This is a genomic window from Sphingomonas sp. Leaf37 (assembly GCF_920939475.1).
Classification (GTDB): domain Bacteria; phylum Pseudomonadota; class Alphaproteobacteria; order Sphingomonadales; family Sphingomonadaceae; genus Sphingomonas.
Map to the genome: position 1 here is coordinate 805,579 of NZ_CAKLAX010000001.1, position 18,750 is coordinate 824,328.

An 18,750-nucleotide genomic window follows, 5' to 3' on the forward strand; every position below is an offset into this window, starting at 1 on the left:
CGTCCGGTCAGCCTGCACGCTGCGCGCCATGAATGCGATCGAGTTCGTTGCGGAGTGCCTCATGGTCCTCCTGCGCCAGATCGATCAAATGGCCCTTCATGTCGGCGGCGCGGTCGGCCACCTCCTGCGCGATGGCGGCGCGGTGGGTGCTGCACCAACCGGGTCGCGTGCCCTTCAGAACGGCCTCGCGTTCGATCTGACGGGTCATCGTCGCACCCGATGCAGCGACGGCGTGACGATCGACGACCATGTTCGCTGCCCATCGGCAGCGCAGGGTGGACATCTTGCCTGCGGGGGCGACCGCCCCGACCTGCTGGTGCGACACCGCGATCGTTCCGCGGTATTGCGCCGCGACCGGGCCGCTATGGTGATCCACACGGCTCTGATGATCGATGGTCATGCCGACCGCGGCGCTCGCGGCGCCCAGCAGCAATCCGGCGGTCAAGAGATAGGCCATCGTTTCTCTCCTCATATCTGTCCGATCCATGCCGATCGGTTGGGTGGCCCGATGGGCCTATGGTCCATCAATGCGGCATAGCGGATGTTGGTTGCTGCGTTTTCGCCGCGCAATAAAATGTAAAAGCGAGTTCAGGTTACCGTGTTGCGCTCGCCGAATTCCGGGGCACGCCATGCCTCGCTCGCGACGATCGCGCGGAGGTGTTCGCCGGCCTGCCAGACGTCTTCGTGGCTGAGGTAGAGCGGGGTCAAGCCGAGGCGAAGGATATCCGGGTCGCGGAAATCGCCGATGACGCCGCGGGCGATCAGCGCTTGCGTCAGCTCGTAGGCATGGGGCGCGCGGAAGCTGATGTGGCTGCCGCGCGATGCTGCGTCGGCAGGGCTGACGCAGGCGAGGCCGGCCAGCGCGCCGGCGGCGGCAAGAATATCGAACAGAGCGGCGCTTTTCGCGGTGAGGGCGGCCATGTCGATGTCGGTCCAAAGGTCGAGCGCGGCTTCGAGACTGGCCATGGCGAGGATCGAAGGGGTGCCGACCAGCCAGCGCTTCATTCCGGCGGCAGGGCGATAACCATCCTGGAAGGCGAAGGGTTCGGCATGGCCCATCCAGCCGCTTACCGGGTTGGCGAACGCCTCCTGATGGCGGCGCGCGACGTACAGGAAGGCGGGTGCGCCGGGGCCGCCGTTGAGGTATTTATACGAGCAGCCCACGGCGAGATCGGCATTTGCGGCGGTGACGTCGAGCGGGATCGCGCCGACGCTGTGGCTGAAGTCCCACAGGACGAGGGCGCCGGCGGCGTGCGCGCGGGCGGTCCAGGCCGCGAGATCGAAACGGTCGGACGTCTTGTAATGGACATGGGTGAGCAGCAGCAGCGCAGTGTCGTCGTCCAGTGCGTCGGCCAGCGCGGCGCGATCGACCACCTTCAGCCGCGCGCCGGGGACGCAGGCGACCGCGCCCTCGGCGATGTGCAGATCGGTGGGAAAGTTGCCGGCCTCGCTCAGCACCGTCCGGCGGGCGGGATCGTGACGGAGCGCGGCGACGATCGCCTTGAACAGATGAGTCGAGGTGGTGTCGCCGACGATGACCTCGTCCGCCGCCGCGCCGATGATGGGGGCGATCTTCGCGCCGAGCCGCTCCGGCGCGTCGATCCAGCCTTCGTTCCAGCTGCGGATCAGGCGATCGCCCCATTGACGGGTGGTCGCGTCGGCGATGGCGGCCGGCACCGCGCGGGGCAGGGCGCCAAGCGAGTTGCCGTCGAGATAGATGATGCCATTCGGCAAGGCGAAGCGGTCGCGAAAGCGTGCGAGCGGATCGGCGGCATCGAGGGCGCGTGCGTCTTCGCGGGTCATGCGGTGGCTCCGAGGGCGGCGAGGATCAGGGTGCGGGTTTGTGCCCAGGCGGGCGTGCCGGGGGCGATCAATTCGACATGACCGGTTTCGGCGACGGTGTGGAGGCTGACGACATCGCCGGACTTGCGGGCGCGGGCGACATAGTCCTCCGCCATGCGATACGGCACGATCCTGTCCTCGCGGCCGGCGACAAGTGCCTGCGGCACGCCGAGCGGCAGGAGCGGCGGAATCGAGGTGTCCGCGAAGGGCGCGGGACGGTCGCCGACGAGCTGCGCGATCACCTCCGTCCCGCAGCCATTGTCGGGACTGGCAGCGACCGCTTCGAGATCGGGCAGGCCGCCGAGGACGATGACATAGGGGATCGACAGTGGATCGGGATCGTGGAGCGGGCTGTCGATGGGCAGGCGGGGCTGTGCCGCCAGCCAGAGCGCGAGATGGCCACCGGCGGAATGGCCGACCGCGACCATGCGGCTGACGTCGAGGCCATAAGCGGCGGCGTCGCCGCGCAGGCGGTCGGCTGCGGCTGCCGCGTCGCGAAAGGTGCCGGGATAGCCGCCGCCGTCGCGATCGACGCCGCGATAATCGATGTTCCATACCGCCACGCCCGTGCTGCGCAGGTCGGCGGCGACCCAGTCCATCAGGCGGCGATCGGCGATACCCGTCTGCCAGCAGCCGCCGTGGACCATCAGCACGACCGGGTGCGGCCCCGCACCGGCGGGACGCCACAGGTCGATGCGGTGGAGTGGATCGGGGCCGTAGGCGATCGTCGCATCCGGGGTTTCGCGCGGACGGGCGGTCAGATCGGGCCAGGTGAGATAGTCGGTCATGGGCGACTCTCGCGCTAGCCGATGTGGTGGCGACCATCCACTGCCCTGCGCGAAGGCGAGTTGTTAAGGGTGGCGCGGCTACGCAATCTTTCGTTACGCGAGCGCAAGGGGGCGGCGATGAAGATTCTGGTTCTGTCCAGCCTGTACCCGAACGACGCGCAGCGGCGGCACGGCATCTTCATCGAGCACCGCGTTGCGCATCTGGTCGCACCCGGCGACGAGGTGCGGGTGGTCGCACCGGTGCCGTGGTTCCCGAGCGTGAATGCGATCTTCGGTCGCTACGCGGCATTCGCGCAGGCGCCGCGCGAGGCGGTGCGGCGCGGGGTCGCGGTGAGCCATCCGCGGTATCCGGTGGTGCCGAAGGTCGGGATGATGGCGGCACCCGGCCTGATGGCGGCGGCGCTGTATCCGCATATCGCCAAGCTGCGCCGGACGTTCGATTTCGATGTGATCGACAGCTATTACCTGTACCCGGACGGGGTGGCTGCGGGGCTGTTGGCGCGGGCGTTCGGGCGGCCGTATCTGATGAGCGCGCTCGGCACGGACGTCAGCCTGATCCCGCAGCATCGCGCGGAGCGGCGCATGATCCTGCGGGCCGTGGAGCGGGCGGCGGCGGTGACGACGGTGTGCGGGGCGCTGCGCGACGAACTGCTGGCACTGGGTGCGGCGGCGGACAAGGTGAGCGTGGTGGAACATGGCGTCGACCTCGTTCTGTTCCGGCCGCCGGCGGATCGGGCGGCGTTGCGCCGCGAACTGGGGATCGAGGGACCTGCATTGCTCTCGGTCGGGCATCTGATCGATCGCAAGGGGCATGATCTGGCGATCCGGGCGGTGGCGGACCTGCCGGAATGCACGCTGATGATCGCGGGCGACGGGCCGCGCGACACGGCGCTGCGGACGCTGGCGGTCGAGCTGGGCGTGGCGGATCGTGTGCGGTTCCTTGGCCATGTCGAGCAGCAGCAGTTGCCCGACCTGTACGGTGCGGCGGACGTCGCGCTGAACTGCGCGGATCGCGAAGGGATCGCCAACGTGCTGCTGGAAGCGCTGGCATGCGGCACGCCGCTGGTCGCGACGCCGGTCTGGGGTTCGCCCGAGGTGGTGAAAGTGCCCGAGGCGGGATTGCTGAGCGCGGATCGGTCCGCAGGTGCGATTCGGGATGCGGTGGCGCGTTTGCTGAACGCGCTGCCGGATCGGGCGACGACGCGGGTCTATGCCGAACGCTACGACTGGCGCGAGACCGGGCGGCAACATCGGGCGCTATTGGCGGCCGCAGTAGGGGACGTTGCCGTTTCCGGCCCTGCCGCTTAGGGTGTTCCCGATATGGCCACCGACTTTCAGGAACCCCCGATCGGCATCCTCGATGCGCCGTTCGATACCGCTCTGTCCGACCGCTATCTGGTCTATGCATTGTCGACGATCACCGCGCGATCGTTGCCGGATGTGCGCGATGGCCTGAAGCCTGTTCACAGGCGTCTTCTGTGGGCGATGCGGCTGCTGAAGCTCGATCCATCGCAGGGTTACAAGAAATGCGCTCGCGTCGTCGGCGACGTCATCGGCAAATACCATCCGCATGGCGACCAGTCGGTCTACGATGCGATGGTCCGCCTCGCGCAGACGTTCTCGCTGCGCTATCCGCTGGTCGACGGACAGGGCAATTTCGGCAACATCGACGGCGATAACGCCGCTGCCTACCGCTACACCGAGGCCCGGCTGACGCAGGTCGCGATCGACCTGATGGACGGGCTGGACGAAGACGCCGTCGCCTATCGCCCGACCTATAATGGCGAGGATCAGGAACCGGAGCTGTTCCCCGGCCTGTTCCCCAATCTGCTGGCGAACGGCGCGAGTGGCATCGCGGTCGGCATGGCCACCAGCATCCCGCCGCATAATGCCGCCGAACTGCTCGATGCCGCGATCATGCTGGTCGACAAGCCCGACGCGCCCGACGTGGCGGTGCTGGACTATGTGAAGGGTCCGGATTTTCCGACCGGCGGGCTGGTGGTCGATCCGGCAGCGGTGATCGCGGAAAGCTACGCCACCGGGCGCGGCGGCTTCCGGGTGCGCGCGCGTTGGTCAATCGAGCGTGAGAAGGGCGGCGGATGGCAGGTGGTTGTCAGCCAGATTCCGTACGGCGTGCAGAAGGGCAAGCTGATCGAACAGATCGCCGGCCTGATCAACGACAAGAAATTTCCGATCCTGACCGACGTGCGCGACGAATCGGATGCCGAGGTGCGCATCGTGCTGGAGCCGCGCAGCCGCACGGTCGATCCGCAGGTGCTGATGGACGGACTGTTCCGCTTTTCCGATCTGGAGACGCGGATCAGCCTGAACCTCAACGTGCTCGACAAGGATCGCACGCCGCGGGTGATGTCGCTGGGCGGGGCGCTGAAGGCTTGGGTCGAGCATCAGTTCGTGGTGCTGGAACGACGCACGCGGCATCGGCTGGGCAAGATCGCCGACCGGATCGAGCTGCTCGAAGGCTATCTGGTCGCCTATCTCAACCTCGACCGGGTGATCGAGATCATCCGGACCGAAGACGAGCCGAAGCAGGTGATGATCGCCGAATTCAGCCTGACCGACCGGCAGGCGGAGGCGATCCTCAACATGCGGCTGCGCAGTTTGCGTCGGCTGGAAGAATTCGAGATCCGCGGCGAGCGCGACAAGCTCGACAAGGAACGCGGCGAGCTGGAGAGCCTGCTCGCCGATCCGGCCAAGCAGAAGCGGCGGATGAAGCGTGACCTGAAGAAGGTGCGCGACCGCTACGGGCCGGAAACGGCGCTGGGGGCGCGGCGAACGACGATCGAGGAAGCCGCGCCGACGCGCGACATTCCGCTGGAGGCGATGATCGAGCGCGAGCCGATCACCGTCATCCTGTCGCAGCGCGGCTGGATTCGCGCGATGAAGGGGCATGGCGATCTCTCGTCGGCCGAGACGCTGAAGTTCAAGGAGGGCGATGGTCCCGCCTTCGCCTTTCACGCGCAGACGACGGACAAGCTGCTGCTCGCGGCGGAGAACGGCCGGTTCTTTACGCTGGGCGCGGACAAGCTGCCGGGCGGGCGCGGATTCGGCGAGCCGGTGCGGGCGATGATCGACCTCGACGGGTCCATCGGTATCACCGCCTTTCTGAATGCGCGCGGGATCGAGCAATTGCTGATCGCCGCGACCGACGGGCGCGGTTTCAGGGTGCCGGTGGCAGAGGTGATTGCCGAGACGCGCAAGGGCAAGACGGTCATGACGCCGCGTGTCGGTGCCAGACTGCTGATCGTCCGGCCGGTCGTCGCCAACGCCGATTACGTCGCGGCGATCGGCGACAACCGCAAATTCCTGGTCTTTCCGATTGCCGAACTGCCGGTGATGAGCCGCGGACAGGGCGTGCAGATCCAGCGTTTCCGCGAAGGCAGCCTGTCGGACGCGACCACGTTCGTGTTCGCCGAGGGAATGAGCTGGCCGATGGGTGGGGGCACCGGACGCACGCGTACCGAAAGCGATCTGTCGCTGTGGCGGACCGCCCGCGGTGCGGCGGGACGGACGCCGCCGACCGGTTTTCCGCGTGACAATCGGTTCGGCAGCTGACGTCAGTCGGCCCGACGGGCGCCGCTGTCTGACATAATAGCGGGATTTTCAGTCGCTCTTAACGAACCATGCCTACACGGGCTCTATGGCAACCGCCTCGTCCGACATGTTCCCCCAACCGATCGACGGGCCGGATCTGTTCGAGCGCGATCTAGAATTGATCCCGATCCCGACGGTGCAGGTCGTTCGCGCGGGGCCGGCGTTCGAATTTCTTGCGGTCAATCGCGCCTATCGGCTGGCCGGACTGGGCGTGAATGCGGACCGGTCGCCGATGCTGGCGCTGCTCAGCAGCCGGATCGACGCGTTTTTGCGATCCACCGACGTCCGCAGCGATTTCGACTGGTCGATCGGACAGGTGATCGATTCGCGTTATTATCGGGTTACGCTGGCGCGGCCGACACCCGCCCTGCGCGACCGATGCCAGGTCGCCTTCATCGACCTGACCGCGCAGGTCCATACCGAACGATCGCTGCGGCGGGAGATGACGACCGACAGCCTGACCGGCCTGCCGAACCGCGAAGGCTTCAGCGACATGATCGAGGCGGTGCAGGCCGATCGCGGCGGGCATGCCGTGCTGGTCATCGACCTCGACCGGTTCGGGCGACTGAACGCCTGCCTGGGCGGCCTTGCGGGCGACGAACTGCTGATCACGGTCGCGCGGCGCATCAAGGGGGCGCTCCGCGCGCGCGATTCGCTGGCGCGGATCGGCGGCGACGAATTCGGCATCCTGATGGCGGTCGACGACGATCCTGCCGAAGCGACGCGGCTCGCCGAACGCATCCAGCGGGCGCTGTCAGCACCGTTCCGCCTGAGCGATTACGAGATCGGGGTCGAATGCTCGATCGGCATCGCGCACGGCAACGATGCGATCGACGATGTCGAGGAACTGATCCGCAACGCGCAATTCGCGGTCAAGCGGGCGAAGACGGGCCGGCAGGTCGAAAGCTATCAAACACAGGCGTTCGCGCTGGCGCGGGAACAGTTCGCGATGGAAACCGCGCTGCGCCGCGCGATCGAGGAACGCCAGCTGCGCCTCGCCTTCCAGCCGATCTGCGATCTGGCGAGCGGATCGATCGTCTCGTTCGAGGCGCTGGCCCGCTGGCGCGACGAATCGGGTGTCGAGCACGAACCCAGTGCGTTCATTCCCGTCGCCGAGGAATCGGGACTGATCGTCCCGCTCGGCCGCTGGGCGATGGACGAAGCCGCGCGAACGCTGCGCTGGTGGGACGAGGAATGCGGCGGTGACTGCGGGATGCGCGTCGCCGTCAACCTGTCCGCTATCCAGATGCAGCGCGACGACATAGCCCCGGTGGTCGAGGCAGCGTTGATCCGCCATAACCTGGCCGGCAGCCGCTTCAATCTGGAGCTGACCGAAAGCGCGATCGTGAGCGATCCCGACCGTATCGCCGGCATCATGCATGCGCTGAAGGCGCTCGGCACGACACTGGCGATGGACGATTTCGGCACCGGTTATTCGAACCTCGCCTATCTGCAGAAGCTGCCGATCGATATTCTGAAGATCGACCGCAGTTTCGTGTCGGGCATGCTGGCGGACCGCGACAAGATCGCGATCGTACGCGCCGTGCTCAGCCTGGCGCAGGCGCTCGGCATGAAGACGACGGCGGAGGGCGTCGAAAGCAACGAACTGGCGCAAACGCTGGCGGCGCTCGGCTGCACCTATGGTCAGGGCTATCTTTATGCGCGTCCGCTGGAGGCGGCCGATGCGTTGTCGATGATCGTCGCCGCGCGGGCATCGGCGACCGCCTCGTCGGCCAGCTGATCGACGCGCGGCTGTTCGGGGAAACCTTCGGCGATCCACGCAGTCTCGATCTGGCGGAGCGTCGCGATCACCTCCGGCCCCTTGCGCAGACCGCGTTGTACCAGCGCGCCGCCGCCGATCGGTAGCACCGGCGGAATCCAGTCGCGGACCGATGCGACACCGGGGTCGCCGGCCAGCAGCAACCGATCGATCGCCCCGGCGACGCCGACCCGATAGGCGAGCGCGTGCGGCCCTTCGTCTCCCACACCGGAAGCCGCACCGATCAGGCGCTTCCGATCCGCGTTCGACAGCCTCAATCGCGCGCCGACCGACTCCGTGGCGTCCGGCGGCAGCAGGGCGGCAAGCCGGCGGATCGGGTCGGGCGGGATGGCGGCGGCGGCCTCATGCGCGACCAGTGCCGCGAACCGGGTGCCATCCGTGATTTCCGGCAGGACGGCGCGAAAGATGCCATGCTCGATCATCAGCGCCACCACGGGTACGGCGTGTCGCGCGACCAGCAGCCTGAGCACCTCGGCGGCGATCCGTTCCCGTGACAGCGCCATCAGATCGTTCGTGCGTGCCGCACAGGCGGCCAGGCCATCGGCATCGATCGTCTCGCCGAAGCGGGCATGGAAGCGGAAGAAGCGCAGGATCCGCAGGTGATCCTCGGCAATGCGCCCGTAGGGATCGCCGATGAACCGCACCCGGGCGGCAGCGAGATCGTCCAGCCCGTGGAAATAATCGTAAATCTGCCCGGTACGGGGATCGGCGTAGAGCGCGTTGATCGTGAAATCGCGCCGAGCGGCATCGTCGACCCAGGCGTCGGTGAACGCAACGACGGCGTGCCGCCCATCGGTAGATACGTCGCGCCGCAGCGTCGTCACCTCGATCGGGCCCGACGGCAGGATGGCCGTAACGGTGCCATGCGCGAGCCCGGTCGGCACCGCGCGTATGCCGGCGGTCTTCAGCGCCGCCAGTACCGCTTCGGGCAGCAGCGATGTCGCCAGATCGACATCGGCGGGTTCGATGCCGAGTAGCGTGTCGCGCACGACACCGCCGACCAGCCGGACCATCGCCGGACCGCCGAGCGCGTCGACCAGCCCCTCGAAACCCGGCAACGCCCGGATGCGGTCGAGATCGAGCGTCACGCCCATGCGAGCCGCCGCGACAGGTTGACGATCATCGCCGCCGTCGCGCCCCAGATGCGGCGGTCCTGCCAAATGATCTCATGATAATGTCTCATCTCGCCGCGGAACATCGCGCTCGCCTCGACCTGATTGGCGGGATCGAGCAGGAAGTCGAGCGGCACCTCGAACACCGCGGCGACCTCCGCCTCGCTCGGTACCAGCGGCACATCGGGCGGCACGACCGCCAGCACCGGTGTGACGGTGAAGCCGGTGACGGTGCGATACCGGTCGACCTCTCCCAACACCGTCACCAGTGTCCGGGGCAGGGCGATCTCCTCTTCCGCCTCGCGCAGGGCCGCCGCGATCGAGGTTTCGTTCGGGTCGAGCCGCCCGCCGGGAAAGGCGACCTGTCCGGCATGGTTGCGCAGCGTATCGGTCCGCTGTGTCAGCAGGACGCCTGGCCGGTCGCGGTCGGTGATCGCGACCAGCACCGCGGCGGGGGTCATATCCGACTCGTCGCGTGCGTCCAGTTCGCGGAAATCGCCGGTGAGCAGCACGGGCTTGGACGTGCGTCCGCGGTCGAGAGCTGCCGTCAGCCGTCGGGCGAGTGTCACGCGCCGGGTTCCAGCGGGAAGAAGGCGCCATCGCTCCAGACGCCCGGTCTATCGTCTTCCCCATCAAGTGCGCGGGCGGCAAGGTCGTAATAGACGGATCGCGCCACCAGCGCCTCGAGCCCGCCACGGACGTGCAGATAGGGGCGGGGGCCATCGGCATCCGTGGCAAAGCGCAGCGGATGCGCGGCGGATGCGGTGACGAGGTCGCCGGTGTTGAGGCGGAAAATCAGGCGCGCGTCGGCACCGTCGCCATCCACCTTCATCTCCACCGCGACGAAGGGGGCATCCTCCACCACGATGTCGAGCTTCTCGACCGGCGTGACCAGCACATAGCCGCCGTCGGCCTCGCGTCGCAGGATCGTCGAGAACAGGCGTACCATCGCGATCCGGCCGATCGGCGATCCCTGATGAAACCACGTTCCGTCGCGCGCGATCCGCATCTCGCTGTCGCCGCAATGCGTCGGGTTCCACTGTTCCACCGGCGGCAATCGCCGCTGTTCGACGAGCGCGGCGATCCCGGCAAGGTCGAGACTGGCGAGATCGGGGATATCCTCCATCGGCATGCTGGCGAGGTAGGGTGTGCAGGGCCTTGCGTAAAGGCGCTCAGGTGGGCGCGGTGACGACCGGGCCGAGCATTCCCGCAACGGCGGGCACGTCGTCGCCACGCGCCAGCAGCCGGTGGCGCTCGACCGGACCGGGCAACCGCCACCCGCCGGTATGCGTCGCGTCGAACCCGAAGAAACGGCCATAATATTCGGGATCGCCGATCAGCATCAAGGCGCCATCCGACCCTTCGACCTTCGCCGCCGCCAGCGCCTGCATCATCAATTGCCGGCCGATGCCGTCGCGCTGACGCTCCGGCTCTACCGCGACGGGGCCGATCATCACCAGATCGTAGCGCCTGCCGTCATCGCCATGCAGATGGATGGGCCAGCATTGGACCGTGCCGATCAGCACGTCGTCGTCCCGTGCGGCGAGGCTGAGACCGGCAAGCGGGGCCGCATCGCCGCGGACCTTGTAGGCCGTGCGTGCGTGGCGATCGGAACCGAATGCGCGGTCGAGCAGCGCCTCCACGGCGGCTCCGTCGACGGTGCTGAGCGGCACGAAAGCGATCACGGCGGCTGTCCTTGTCGGCCCGATGCGGGCGGGCCGCGCGCATGAGACGTTGACGCTTTGAACGCAAGCGGAATGCGCGCGCGATTCGCAAGTGGTGACTGTCCGTGGCGTGCCACCGTTGCTAAAGGCCATCGCCATGCAAGACAGTCTACAGCTGGAGGTCCACGATCTCGAGGTTCAGGTGCTCACCGGCATCTATTCGGAGGAGACGCATCTGCCGCAGCCGCTGCGGATCGATCTGACGGTCGATCTGCGCTGCCCCGAGCATTTCGCGCCCGACACGCCGCTGTCCGCATCCAAGAACTACCTCGACCTGAAACATGCCGCGACCAGCGCGTTGCCCGAGGGGCTGCATTTCACGCTGATCGAGGCGGTTGCGGATCATATTTGCGAAACGTTGTTCGTTACCGACGAGCGCGTGCTCCGGATCAAGGTGAAGATCGTGAAGCTGGCGATCGCGGAAGCGGGCGAATCGATCGGCATCACGCTCGTCCGCCATCGGCGCTGACCGTTCAGCGAAGCGCACGAGTTCGCCCGCACGGGCCGAGCTGTTGCACGACGAAGGCGTAATCCTCCTGAGCGATCGCGCTGTTCCCGGCATCGAGCGAAGCAGTGCTCTTCGGCGGCAGCGTACCGGGCAACGCGCAGGCGAGTCGATACCAGAGCAGCGTATCGCGCGCCGGCGGGGCGGCCGCCTCGTCCACGATTTCGGATAGCGCCACTGCCCAGCGCGGCTGCTCGCCCGGTCGACGCAGGATGGTGAGCGACACGGGCGCGCCGTTGGCGGTAGTCAGGAAAACCTGCGTCTCCCCTTCGCCGGGCAGCGCACCGGGAACGTGAAAGGCGTTGCCGATGCCGGTGATCACCGGTGGGGCGTCGGCGGCGACGAGCGCCTGCGCGATACCGCGGACGCGCTGGTCGTCCGCCGGAGTCCACGCGATCTGCGCATCCGGCGCGACCAGCTGGATTTGGTTCGGCACGCCGGGCACCGGCCGGCCGAACAGCAGGACGCGCAGCTTCTTCAGTTTCGGTAGACGGCCGCTCGCATCCGGCATGAGGTCGAGCAGATAGCCGATTCGCGGGGGCAGGCCGCCGGCGCCCTTCACCAGGGCGCCGAGATCCGCCTCGATATAATAACGTGTCGCCCCCGGTGCGGCGCCGACGGCATCGGTTCCCTTCAGCTTGATGGTGGAGCGGATAGTGGCGTCTGCGATGACGGGCGCGGCAGTGACCAGATCGGTGAGGTCGGCATAACCGGTGCCGGCGACCGGCCCATACGCTGCACCGGTCGTTGCGGATTGCGCGTGGGCCTGCATCGAAGACAGCGTCATCACGAGCGCGGCGGCTGCCAGCCCGGTGGATTGGAATCGCGGAATCATGCGCTTTGGCTAGCCGAGCGCGGATGAACGATACAGAAATAATTCTGTCTTTCGCCGATTGTACGTTTGTTGCGTCCGACAAAGCGTTTGCGTGGCGGGAAACGGGACGATAGGGTCCGCCCACTGCCAAGCACGGCGTAACGCCGGGGCAGGGGCCTACGCGCGTTCTTCCCCCGGGCGCTGCGAGGACCACGAGATTAGGGAGTGTCGTTGCTGAATGGCCTATGCTGACCAGAAGATGTCCGGTGGCAGGGTGGTCGCGATCGTCATCGTCGTGCTCATCCATGCGGCGCTGGGCTATGCCTTCGTCACCGGGCTCGCGTACCAATACGTGAAGAAGGCCCAAGAAAAACTTAACACGTTCGACGTGGAGGAGCCGCCTCCCCCGCCGCCGGACGAACCGCCGCCCCCTCCGCCCGACACGCCGATGACGCCGCCGCCCGTGGTGTCGCCGCCGCCGATCGTGCAGAACCCGAATCCGCCGCCCGTGGTGATTCAGACGGTTTCGACGCCGCCGCCCGCCGTCAATCTGACGCCGATCGCTGCGCCGCCCGCACCGCCTGCGCCGCCCGCACCGCCGGCACCGCCGACGGTCAGCAAGGCTGCCGGTGCGAAGGGTGATCCGTCCGCGTGGGTTTCGACCGACGACTATCCGCCGAGCTCGCTTCGTTCCAACGAGGAAGGCACCAGCGCGATTGCATGGACGATCAATACGCAGGGCCGGGTCGAGAATTGTCGCGTCACGTCGTCCAGCGGTTCCGCCGCTCTCGACCGGGCGGCATGCCAGGCGATCACGCGGCGGGGTCGTTATACCCCTGCCCAGGATGCGTCGGGCAATCCGATCAGCACGTCATCTTCGCGTCGTGTGGTCTGGAAGATTCCGAAGGACTGATGCGGTCCCCGTCCGTCGCCCGGAATTGGCCGGAGCGACGGACGGGTCCTCTGCGAACATTTACACCGTTTGATAAGGACTCATTTCACCATGCTCACCACCATTCTCGCGGCCGGCGGCACCGCGGCAGCCGAAAGCCAGTTCGGCCTCCAGGCCGCACTGAAGGAAGGCGGCCTGATCTCGCAGTCGGTGTTCACCATCCTCGTGCTCATGTCGATCGTGTCGTTCTACATCCTGTTCTCGAAGCTGTTCGAGCAGCAGAAGATCATGAACCAGGCGAAGCGCGTCCGTCAGGCTTTCTGGCAGTCGAGCAATCTGCGCGAGGGCTCCGCGAAGCTGGAGAAGAACTCGGCCTACAAGCAGCTCGTCGACGACGGTTTGCAGGCGCAGGACCAGCACAGCAAGCTGACCGATCCGGTCGAGGCGCATGACTGGCTGCACGGTTCGCTCGCCCGCTCGGAAGCGGCGATCAACTCGAAGCTGGGCGGCGGTCTCGCCTTCCTCGCGACGGTCGGCGCGACCGCACCGTTCATCGGTCTGTTCGGCACCGTGGTCGGCATCTACCGCGCACTGATCAAGATCGGCGCATCGGGCGATCCGTCGATCGACAAGGTCGCCGGTCCGGTCGGTGAGGCGCTCATCATGACCGCACTCGGCCTGGTCGTCGCGGTTCCGGCCGTGCTCGCCTACAACTGGCTGCAGCGCCGCAACAAGTCGATCGCCGAAGACCTGTCGGCCTTCTCGAACGACGTACTGGGCTTCCTCGCCTCGAACGGGGCAGTGAAGCCGACGATGGCCGGTCTCGCCACGACCGCCAAGGCTCCGGTGAAGCCGGCAGCGGCAACCACGACCGCCGGCCAGGCCGGTGGCGTGCAGACCCGCCCGTAAATACCAAAAGGCTGCGGGGCCGTCATGATGGCGGCCCCGCTACCGGTCGATGGCACAAAGCCATCGGCAAGAGGAATGGATAGGATAGCTCGCACATGGCGATGAGCGCTGGCGGAGGAGGAGGTTCCTCCGAAAAACCACTATCGGACATCAACACCACGCCCCTCGTGGACGTGATGCTGGTGCTTCTGATCATCTTCCTGATCGCCGTTCCGGTCGCAATCCAGACGGTCAAGGGCATCGTCCTGCCCAAGGTCGCGTTCGATCCGACGACGACCAAGCCCGAGAACGTGTTGCTCTCGGTCACGACCGGCCCGGACGGCAATTGCATGGTGTATTGGGGAACGTCCCCGATCACGAGCAAGGACCTGCTGACCCGTGCGGTCGACAAGTTGAAGCTGGAAATCGAACGTCAGGGTGGCGCAGGCAATCCCGACCTCGAACTTCCGGAAGTTCACATTCGCGGCGACGTCAACACGCCGTACAAGTGCATTGGTGGTTCGGTCTACACGATGCAGCAGGCCGGGTTCGCCAAGGTCGGCTTCATCTCGCAGCCGCCACCCGCGGGCGGCGCGTCCTGATCCGTACCGCCCGACCCAGGAGTATCTGATATGGCAATGAGTGGTGGCTCGGAAGACGGCGAGCCGATGATGGAAATGAACACGACGCCGTTGATCGACGTCATGCTCGTTCTCCTCATCATGTTCATCATTACGCTTCCCATCCCGACCCATGCGGTGAAGGTCGATCTTCCGGTCAACGACCCGCGGAACCAGACCCCTCCGGTCGATCCGCAGAAGAACAAGATCATCATCGATGCGGCGGGCACGGTTTCGTGGAACGGCACGCCGGTCGACGAAGTGACGCTGCGCCAGTATCTCGATACGGCGGCAGCGATCAATCCGGAGCCGGAACTGCACTTCCAGCCGGACCCGGCGGCGAAGTACGAGAAGGTCGACCAGACGCTGGCAGTGATCAAGCGTTCGGCCGTGACCAAGCTCGGCTTCATCGGCAACGAGCAATACCGCAACGATTTCTGATCTTTCGATCCGAACGATGCGAAAGAGGGCGGTCCCGCGAGGGGCCGCCCTTTTGCTGTGTCGATCGCCGAAGGACCCAGCTTCGGCTGGTTTCACAGCAGCCGGACGGCAGGGGCGAGCACGTGCGGAGGAGTATTACGACCGGGACCTGTCGTGACATGGCCGCAGGTCTGCAAGCACGTGTGCCGTCGTCGCATCCCGTTTCGGGCCGCATTCCGTTTCGGCCCGCATCCCGTTTCAGGCCGCGCGGCATCGAGGATCGAGCCCGCGAACTCGGCCTCGGCATCAACATGCGCCCGCCCCATCACGAAGGACAGCGCGTCGACGGTCGCCACGGAGCGCGTGTACGTGGCACCAAGGCGATGATCGTCGACACCCGTGCCTTCAGCACACGTCGATCGCGGTCCAGGCGGGATCAAGACTATCAGCCCGCCGGTGATCGTTGTCGACGCCGGTGACGATCCCGCTTGCGCGCATGTCTTCGAAGTGACACAACAGTGTCACAAAAATGAAACCTGTCGATCTGGCAGGAGAAGGAGACGATGCAATGCGTGTGATTGTCGCGACGATGCTGGCGGGTGCGTGCCTGACGACGCCAGCGCTGGCTGCCGACCGAACCGGCTATCAGGCGATCGCTGCCGGGGACTTCACCGCGGCGGCAAAGCGGATCGAGGCGGAGCGGCGGATTTTTCCGGATCGTCCCGAATTGATGCTCAACCTGGCCGTCGCCTATGCGCGGACCGGACGCACGTCGGATGCGCGCGCGCTCTACAGCGAAGTGCTGCAGCGACCCGAGGTGGCGATGGATATGCCCAATGGCGCCATCGTGTCTTCGCACGACGTGGCGACGCGCGGGCTGTCGCGGATGACGACGACGCTCGCGACGCGTTGACCTGGCTGCGGCCCGCCCGATGGAGCGGGCCGTCGGCTGTTACAGTCGCGGGAGCGTGACCCCGCGCTGACCCATGTATTTGCCGGCCCGATCGGCGTAGCTGATCTCGCAGGGTTCGTTGCCTTGCAGGAACAGGAACTGGCAGGCGCCTTCGTTGGCATAGATCTTGGCGGGCAGGGGGGTGGTGTTCGAGAATTCGAGCGTCACATGCCCTTCCCAGCCCGGCTCCAGCGGCGTCACGTTGACGATGATGCCGCATCGCGCATAGGTCGATTTGCCGAGGCAGATGACCAGCACGTCGCGCGGCACCCGGAAATATTCGACCGTGCGGGCAAGCGCGAAGCTGTTCGGCGGGATGATGCAGACATCGGTCTTGCGATCGACGAAGCTGTTCGCGGCGAAGTCCTTTGGGTCGACGAGAGCGTTGTCGACGTTGGTGAAGATCTTGAACTCGTCGGCGACCCTCGCGTCATAGCCGTACGACGACAAGCCATAGCTGATGCAGCCTTCCCGCCGCTGGTTCTCGACGAATGGTTCGATCATCTGCTGGCCGAGTGCAGCCTCGCGAATCCAGCGGTCGGACAATATGGACATCACGGCTCCCCTTCGACGCGCGTCTTTGCCGGTTCGACGGGTGAGGGCAAGGTGTGTAGCGTTATCGCATGCGACCACTGATCGACTTCGCGTACCGGATGCGCCTTCGCATACTGGCGCTGCTGCGGTGGCGGACACGGGGGGTGAAAGTGATGGCTTTCGATCCCGCCGGCCGACTGCTGCTGGTGCGGCATCGCTATGGGCGATCGGATTTGTGGATGCTGCCAGGTGGCGGGATCGCACGGGCTGAGGCGCCCGAGGTGGCAGCGGTGCGGGAACTGGCCGAAGAGACCGGATGTCGGCTGGACGCGGTGGTGCCGATCGGTCGCTACGAATCGGGCAGTGAGGGGCGGCGCGACACCGTCCATCTGTTTCGCGCACTGACGGCGGGCGAACCGTTTATCGATGCAGTCGAATTGGCGGAGGCGCGGTTCTTCGCACTCGATGCCCTGCCGGACACGCTGTCGCCGGCGACGCGGCGGCGGGTGGACGAGTTGGCCGGGGCGCGGCCACGGGATGGCCGGTGGTAGCAGGTGGTTCGATGAGCTGGTGGCTCGCTGATTCGGAGCCATTGCTTACCTCACCCTCCGGCAGCTTCTCTGCCACCTCCCGGTTACGGGGAGGAACGGGGTTAGTGTATGCCTAGATCCGCCGGACCGAAGGCTTGGGGGAGCAGTTCCGACAAGCGGTAGCTGGCCACCGCATCGCCCTCGGCTGCACCGCAATGGACCATCAGGTCGCGGCCACCGAGTTGCGCGGCTTCGTTGAGGATCTGGCGACAGCGACCGCAGGGGCTGACGGGGGCGGTGCCGGAGGCATGGCCTTCGGCATCCATCGCGCCTCCGATCACCCCGATCGACACGACATCGCGCAACCGGCCGGCCGCACTGGCGGTGGCGATCGCCACCGTCTCGGCGCAGAGCGACAGCCCATAGCTCGCGTTTTCGACGTTGGCACCGGTGATCAGACTGCCGTCCGTCATCAACAATGCCGCGCCCACCGCGAAGCGCGAATAGGGGGCATGGGCGCGCGTCGCCGCTTCGCGCGCGGCAAGGATCAGGCGTTGGCGGTCTTCGGTCATGGTGCGACGACGTTCCAGTTCACAGGGCCTTCGATGCCGTCGATGCGGCGGATATCGCTTGCCCGCCACATTCGCCACGGATGGGCGGCATACGCGGGGGGAAAGAGGTTGGCGATCGCCCAGACCGGTCGGTCGATCGCGGCGGACACCTGATATTCGGCGTCCACCGCCTTGGTCAGCCGCAACAGCACCGGCTTGCGCGTATGGCTCTCCACCATCCTGATGAAGGTCCGTAATTCGCCGATCAGTACGTCGCGATCCGGGCGGGCGGTGCAATCGTCGTGGAAGCCGATGTCGATCGCGGCGGGCAGGGCGTCGGCGGTGCGGGGGACAAAGGTATTGAAGGCATTCGCCTGATCCGCCGCGAGCTGGCACAGCGAATAGAGGTGTACCGCACCGCGTCGCAAGCCGGCATCGGGGAGGGCCGCCCAGTTGGCTTCGAACCCCGGATCACGCCGGTCCGCGCCCGATGTCGCGACGAGATAGGCGAAGTCGGCACCGCGCGCCCGCACCGTGCCCCATTCGATGTCACCGGGATTCTCGTTCAGGTCGATGCCCTGCAACGGATACTGGCTTTGTGCGGGATGCCAGCCGGTCGCGAAGCTCCAGCCACCGATGCCGAGCAGACCCGCGCCGATCAGCACGCCCGCAGCCTTGAGCAGTCCATACCCCATCAGCCGCGCAGATGCAGAACGCAGATCAGCGTGAACAGGCGACGCGCAGTATCGAAATCGACCTCGATCTTGCCCTCCAGCCGCTCGCGCAGGAGTTCGGCGGCATCATTGTGGACGGCACGACGGGCCATGTCGACGGTCTCGATCTGTTGTGGGGTGGAGGCCCGTATCGCCTGATAGTAACTATCGCAAATCGCGAAGTAATCCTTGATCGACCGGCGGAAGCGGCCGAGCGCCAGCACCAGCGTCTCGAGATGGCTGTCGTCCTCGCGATGAATGTGGATGCCGAGCCGTCCCTCCGCCGATTCAAGCTTGATCCGGTAGGGGCCCGCATAATCGTCGGCATGCGCACGCTGCGGCGCAAAGTGATTCCCCTCCAGCAGGTCGAAAATCGCGATCCGCCGTTCCTGATCGACGTCGGCCGATCGCCAGCCGATGCTGTGCTCGTCCAGGGTGACGTCGATGATCCGTGGGTCGGCCATATGGTCCGA

The 18,750-nt window shown here is 66.4% G+C and carries 23 protein-coding genes; 10 read left to right on the forward strand and 13 right to left on the reverse strand.

Annotation, left to right across the window (positions count from 1 at the left end):
- Positions 1-7: 7 nt before the first annotated feature.
- The 3 genes from LRA87_RS03750 to LRA87_RS03760 form a co-directional block, all read right to left on the reverse strand.
- Entirely contained in the window at positions 8-457 is a 450-nt protein-coding gene (locus LRA87_RS03750; RefSeq protein ID WP_230629412.1) for a hypothetical protein, read from the reverse strand.
- A 131-nt stretch (positions 458-588) separates the two neighbouring features.
- A complete protein-coding gene (gene kynU, locus LRA87_RS03755) occupies positions 589-1,803 on the reverse strand; it encodes a kynureninase (protein ID WP_230629413.1) in 1,215 nt (404 codons plus the stop codon).
- Positions 1,800-2,630 carry an alpha/beta hydrolase gene (locus LRA87_RS03760; protein WP_230629414.1) on the reverse strand — a complete coding sequence of 277 codons (831 nt, stop codon included), beginning with the start codon at positions 2,628-2,630 and terminating at the stop codon, positions 1,800-1,802. The genes kynU and LRA87_RS03760 overlap by 4 nt, the downstream gene beginning before the upstream one ends.
- 117 nt (positions 2,631-2,747) lie before the next feature.
- On the opposite strand from LRA87_RS03760, the gene LRA87_RS03765 reads away from it, so the two are divergent.
- The 3 genes from LRA87_RS03765 (at position 2,748) to LRA87_RS03775 (ending at position 7,983) form a co-directional block, all read left to right on the forward strand.
- Positions 2,748-3,938 carry a glycosyltransferase gene (locus LRA87_RS03765; protein WP_230629415.1) on the forward strand — a complete coding sequence of 397 codons (1,191 nt, stop codon included), beginning with the start codon at positions 2,748-2,750 and terminating at the stop codon, positions 3,936-3,938.
- A gap of 12 nt (positions 3,939-3,950) precedes the next feature.
- Positions 3,951-6,203 carry a DNA topoisomerase IV subunit A gene (gene parC, locus LRA87_RS03770; protein WP_230629416.1) on the forward strand — a complete coding sequence of 751 codons (2,253 nt, stop codon included), beginning with the start codon at positions 3,951-3,953 and terminating at the stop codon, positions 6,201-6,203.
- A gap of 85 nt (positions 6,204-6,288) precedes the next feature.
- The gene (locus LRA87_RS03775; RefSeq protein ID WP_230629417.1) at positions 6,289-7,983 is read left to right on the forward strand and encodes a putative bifunctional diguanylate cyclase/phosphodiesterase; all 1,695 of its coding nucleotides are present in this window, start codon (positions 6,289-6,291) and stop codon (positions 7,981-7,983) included.
- On the opposite strand, the gene LRA87_RS03780 is transcribed toward LRA87_RS03775, so the two are convergent.
- Genes LRA87_RS03780 through LRA87_RS03795 form a run of 4 tightly spaced genes read right to left on the reverse strand, consistent with a single transcriptional unit; the run spans position 7,899 to position 10,819 of the window.
- Positions 7,899-9,116, reverse strand: coding sequence for a CCA tRNA nucleotidyltransferase (locus LRA87_RS03780; RefSeq protein WP_230629418.1), 1,218 nt, complete (start codon positions 9,114-9,116; stop codon positions 7,899-7,901). The genes LRA87_RS03775 and LRA87_RS03780 overlap by 85 nt on opposite strands.
- Positions 9,107-9,703 carry a CoA pyrophosphatase gene (locus LRA87_RS03785; protein WP_230629419.1) on the reverse strand — a complete coding sequence of 199 codons (597 nt, stop codon included), beginning with the start codon at positions 9,701-9,703 and terminating at the stop codon, positions 9,107-9,109. Before LRA87_RS03785 ends, LRA87_RS03780 begins: the two co-directional genes overlap by 10 nt.
- Complete coding sequence (locus tag LRA87_RS03790) at positions 9,700-10,266, reverse strand: DUF1285 domain-containing protein (protein WP_230629420.1); 567 nt, start codon at positions 10,264-10,266, stop codon at positions 9,700-9,702. The genes LRA87_RS03785 and LRA87_RS03790 overlap by 4 nt, the downstream gene beginning before the upstream one ends.
- Before the next feature lie 40 nt (positions 10,267-10,306).
- Positions 10,307-10,819 carry a GNAT family N-acetyltransferase gene (locus LRA87_RS03795; protein ID WP_230629421.1) on the reverse strand — a complete coding sequence of 171 codons (513 nt, stop codon included), beginning with the start codon at positions 10,817-10,819 and terminating at the stop codon, positions 10,307-10,309.
- 136 nt (positions 10,820-10,955) lie between these two features.
- Between LRA87_RS03795 and LRA87_RS03800 the strand changes: the two genes are divergently transcribed.
- On the forward strand, positions 10,956-11,327 hold the full coding sequence (locus LRA87_RS03800; protein WP_230629422.1) for a dihydroneopterin aldolase: 372 nt from the start codon (positions 10,956-10,958) through the stop codon (positions 11,325-11,327).
- A gap of 4 nt (positions 11,328-11,331) precedes the next feature.
- Here the strand turns inward: LRA87_RS03800 and LRA87_RS03805 are convergent, their stop codons facing one another.
- Complete coding sequence (locus LRA87_RS03805; protein WP_230629423.1) at positions 11,332-12,198, reverse strand: hypothetical protein; 867 nt, start codon at positions 12,196-12,198, stop codon at positions 11,332-11,334.
- 217 nt (positions 12,199-12,415) lie between these two features.
- Here LRA87_RS03805 and LRA87_RS03810 point away from each other — a divergent pair, with 217 nt between their 5' ends.
- From LRA87_RS03810 to LRA87_RS03825, 4 genes are all read left to right on the forward strand, one after another.
- Positions 12,416-13,090 (forward strand): energy transducer TonB, encoded by a 675-nt coding sequence (locus LRA87_RS03810; protein ID WP_230629424.1) that lies wholly within the window; start codon positions 12,416-12,418, stop codon positions 13,088-13,090.
- Between the two features lie 90 nt (positions 13,091-13,180).
- Positions 13,181-13,978: a MotA/TolQ/ExbB proton channel family protein gene (locus LRA87_RS03815; RefSeq protein ID WP_230629425.1), complete on the forward strand. Its 798-nt coding sequence runs from the start codon at positions 13,181-13,183 to the stop codon at positions 13,976-13,978.
- A gap of 95 nt (positions 13,979-14,073) precedes the next feature.
- Positions 14,074-14,559 carry an ExbD/TolR family protein gene (locus LRA87_RS03820; protein WP_230629426.1) on the forward strand — a complete coding sequence of 162 codons (486 nt, stop codon included), beginning with the start codon at positions 14,074-14,076 and terminating at the stop codon, positions 14,557-14,559.
- A gap of 30 nt (positions 14,560-14,589) precedes the next feature.
- A complete protein-coding gene (locus LRA87_RS03825) occupies positions 14,590-15,018 on the forward strand; it encodes an ExbD/TolR family protein (RefSeq protein ID WP_230629427.1) in 429 nt (142 codons plus the stop codon).
- Positions 15,019-15,110: 92 nt separating this feature from the next.
- On the opposite strand, the gene LRA87_RS03830 is transcribed toward LRA87_RS03825, so the two are convergent.
- Entirely contained in the window at positions 15,111-15,353 is a 243-nt protein-coding gene (locus LRA87_RS03830; RefSeq protein WP_230629428.1) for a hypothetical protein, read from the reverse strand.
- A gap of 212 nt (positions 15,354-15,565) precedes the next feature.
- On the opposite strand from LRA87_RS03830, the gene LRA87_RS03835 reads away from it, so the two are divergent.
- Positions 15,566-15,910 (forward strand): tetratricopeptide repeat protein, encoded by a 345-nt coding sequence (locus LRA87_RS03835; RefSeq protein ID WP_230629429.1) that lies wholly within the window; start codon positions 15,566-15,568, stop codon positions 15,908-15,910.
- Positions 15,911-15,949: 39 nt separating this feature from the next.
- On the opposite strand, the gene dcd is transcribed toward LRA87_RS03835, so the two are convergent.
- Entirely contained in the window at positions 15,950-16,504 is a 555-nt protein-coding gene (dcd, locus tag LRA87_RS03840) for a dCTP deaminase (RefSeq protein ID WP_230629430.1), read from the reverse strand.
- Between the two features lie 68 nt (positions 16,505-16,572).
- On the opposite strand from dcd, the gene LRA87_RS03845 reads away from it, so the two are divergent.
- Positions 16,573-17,034, forward strand: a complete 462-nt coding sequence (locus tag LRA87_RS03845) for an NUDIX domain-containing protein (protein WP_230629431.1) — start codon at positions 16,573-16,575, stop codon at positions 17,032-17,034.
- A gap of 101 nt (positions 17,035-17,135) precedes the next feature.
- Here the strand turns inward: LRA87_RS03845 and LRA87_RS03850 are convergent, their stop codons facing one another.
- Genes LRA87_RS03850 through LRA87_RS03860 form a run of 3 tightly spaced genes read right to left on the reverse strand, consistent with a single transcriptional unit; the run spans position 17,136 to position 18,741 of the window.
- Positions 17,136-17,585 carry a cytidine deaminase gene (locus LRA87_RS03850; RefSeq protein WP_230629432.1) on the reverse strand — a complete coding sequence of 150 codons (450 nt, stop codon included), beginning with the start codon at positions 17,583-17,585 and terminating at the stop codon, positions 17,136-17,138.
- Positions 17,582-18,259, reverse strand: a complete 678-nt coding sequence (locus tag LRA87_RS03855) for a GH25 family lysozyme (RefSeq protein WP_230629433.1) — start codon at positions 18,257-18,259, stop codon at positions 17,582-17,584. The genes LRA87_RS03850 and LRA87_RS03855 overlap by 4 nt, the downstream gene beginning before the upstream one ends.
- Positions 18,259-18,741 carry a UPF0262 family protein gene (locus LRA87_RS03860; RefSeq protein WP_230629434.1) on the reverse strand — a complete coding sequence of 161 codons (483 nt, stop codon included), beginning with the start codon at positions 18,739-18,741 and terminating at the stop codon, positions 18,259-18,261. The genes LRA87_RS03855 and LRA87_RS03860 overlap by 1 nt, the downstream gene beginning before the upstream one ends.
- Between the last annotated feature and the right edge of the window lie 9 nt (positions 18,742-18,750).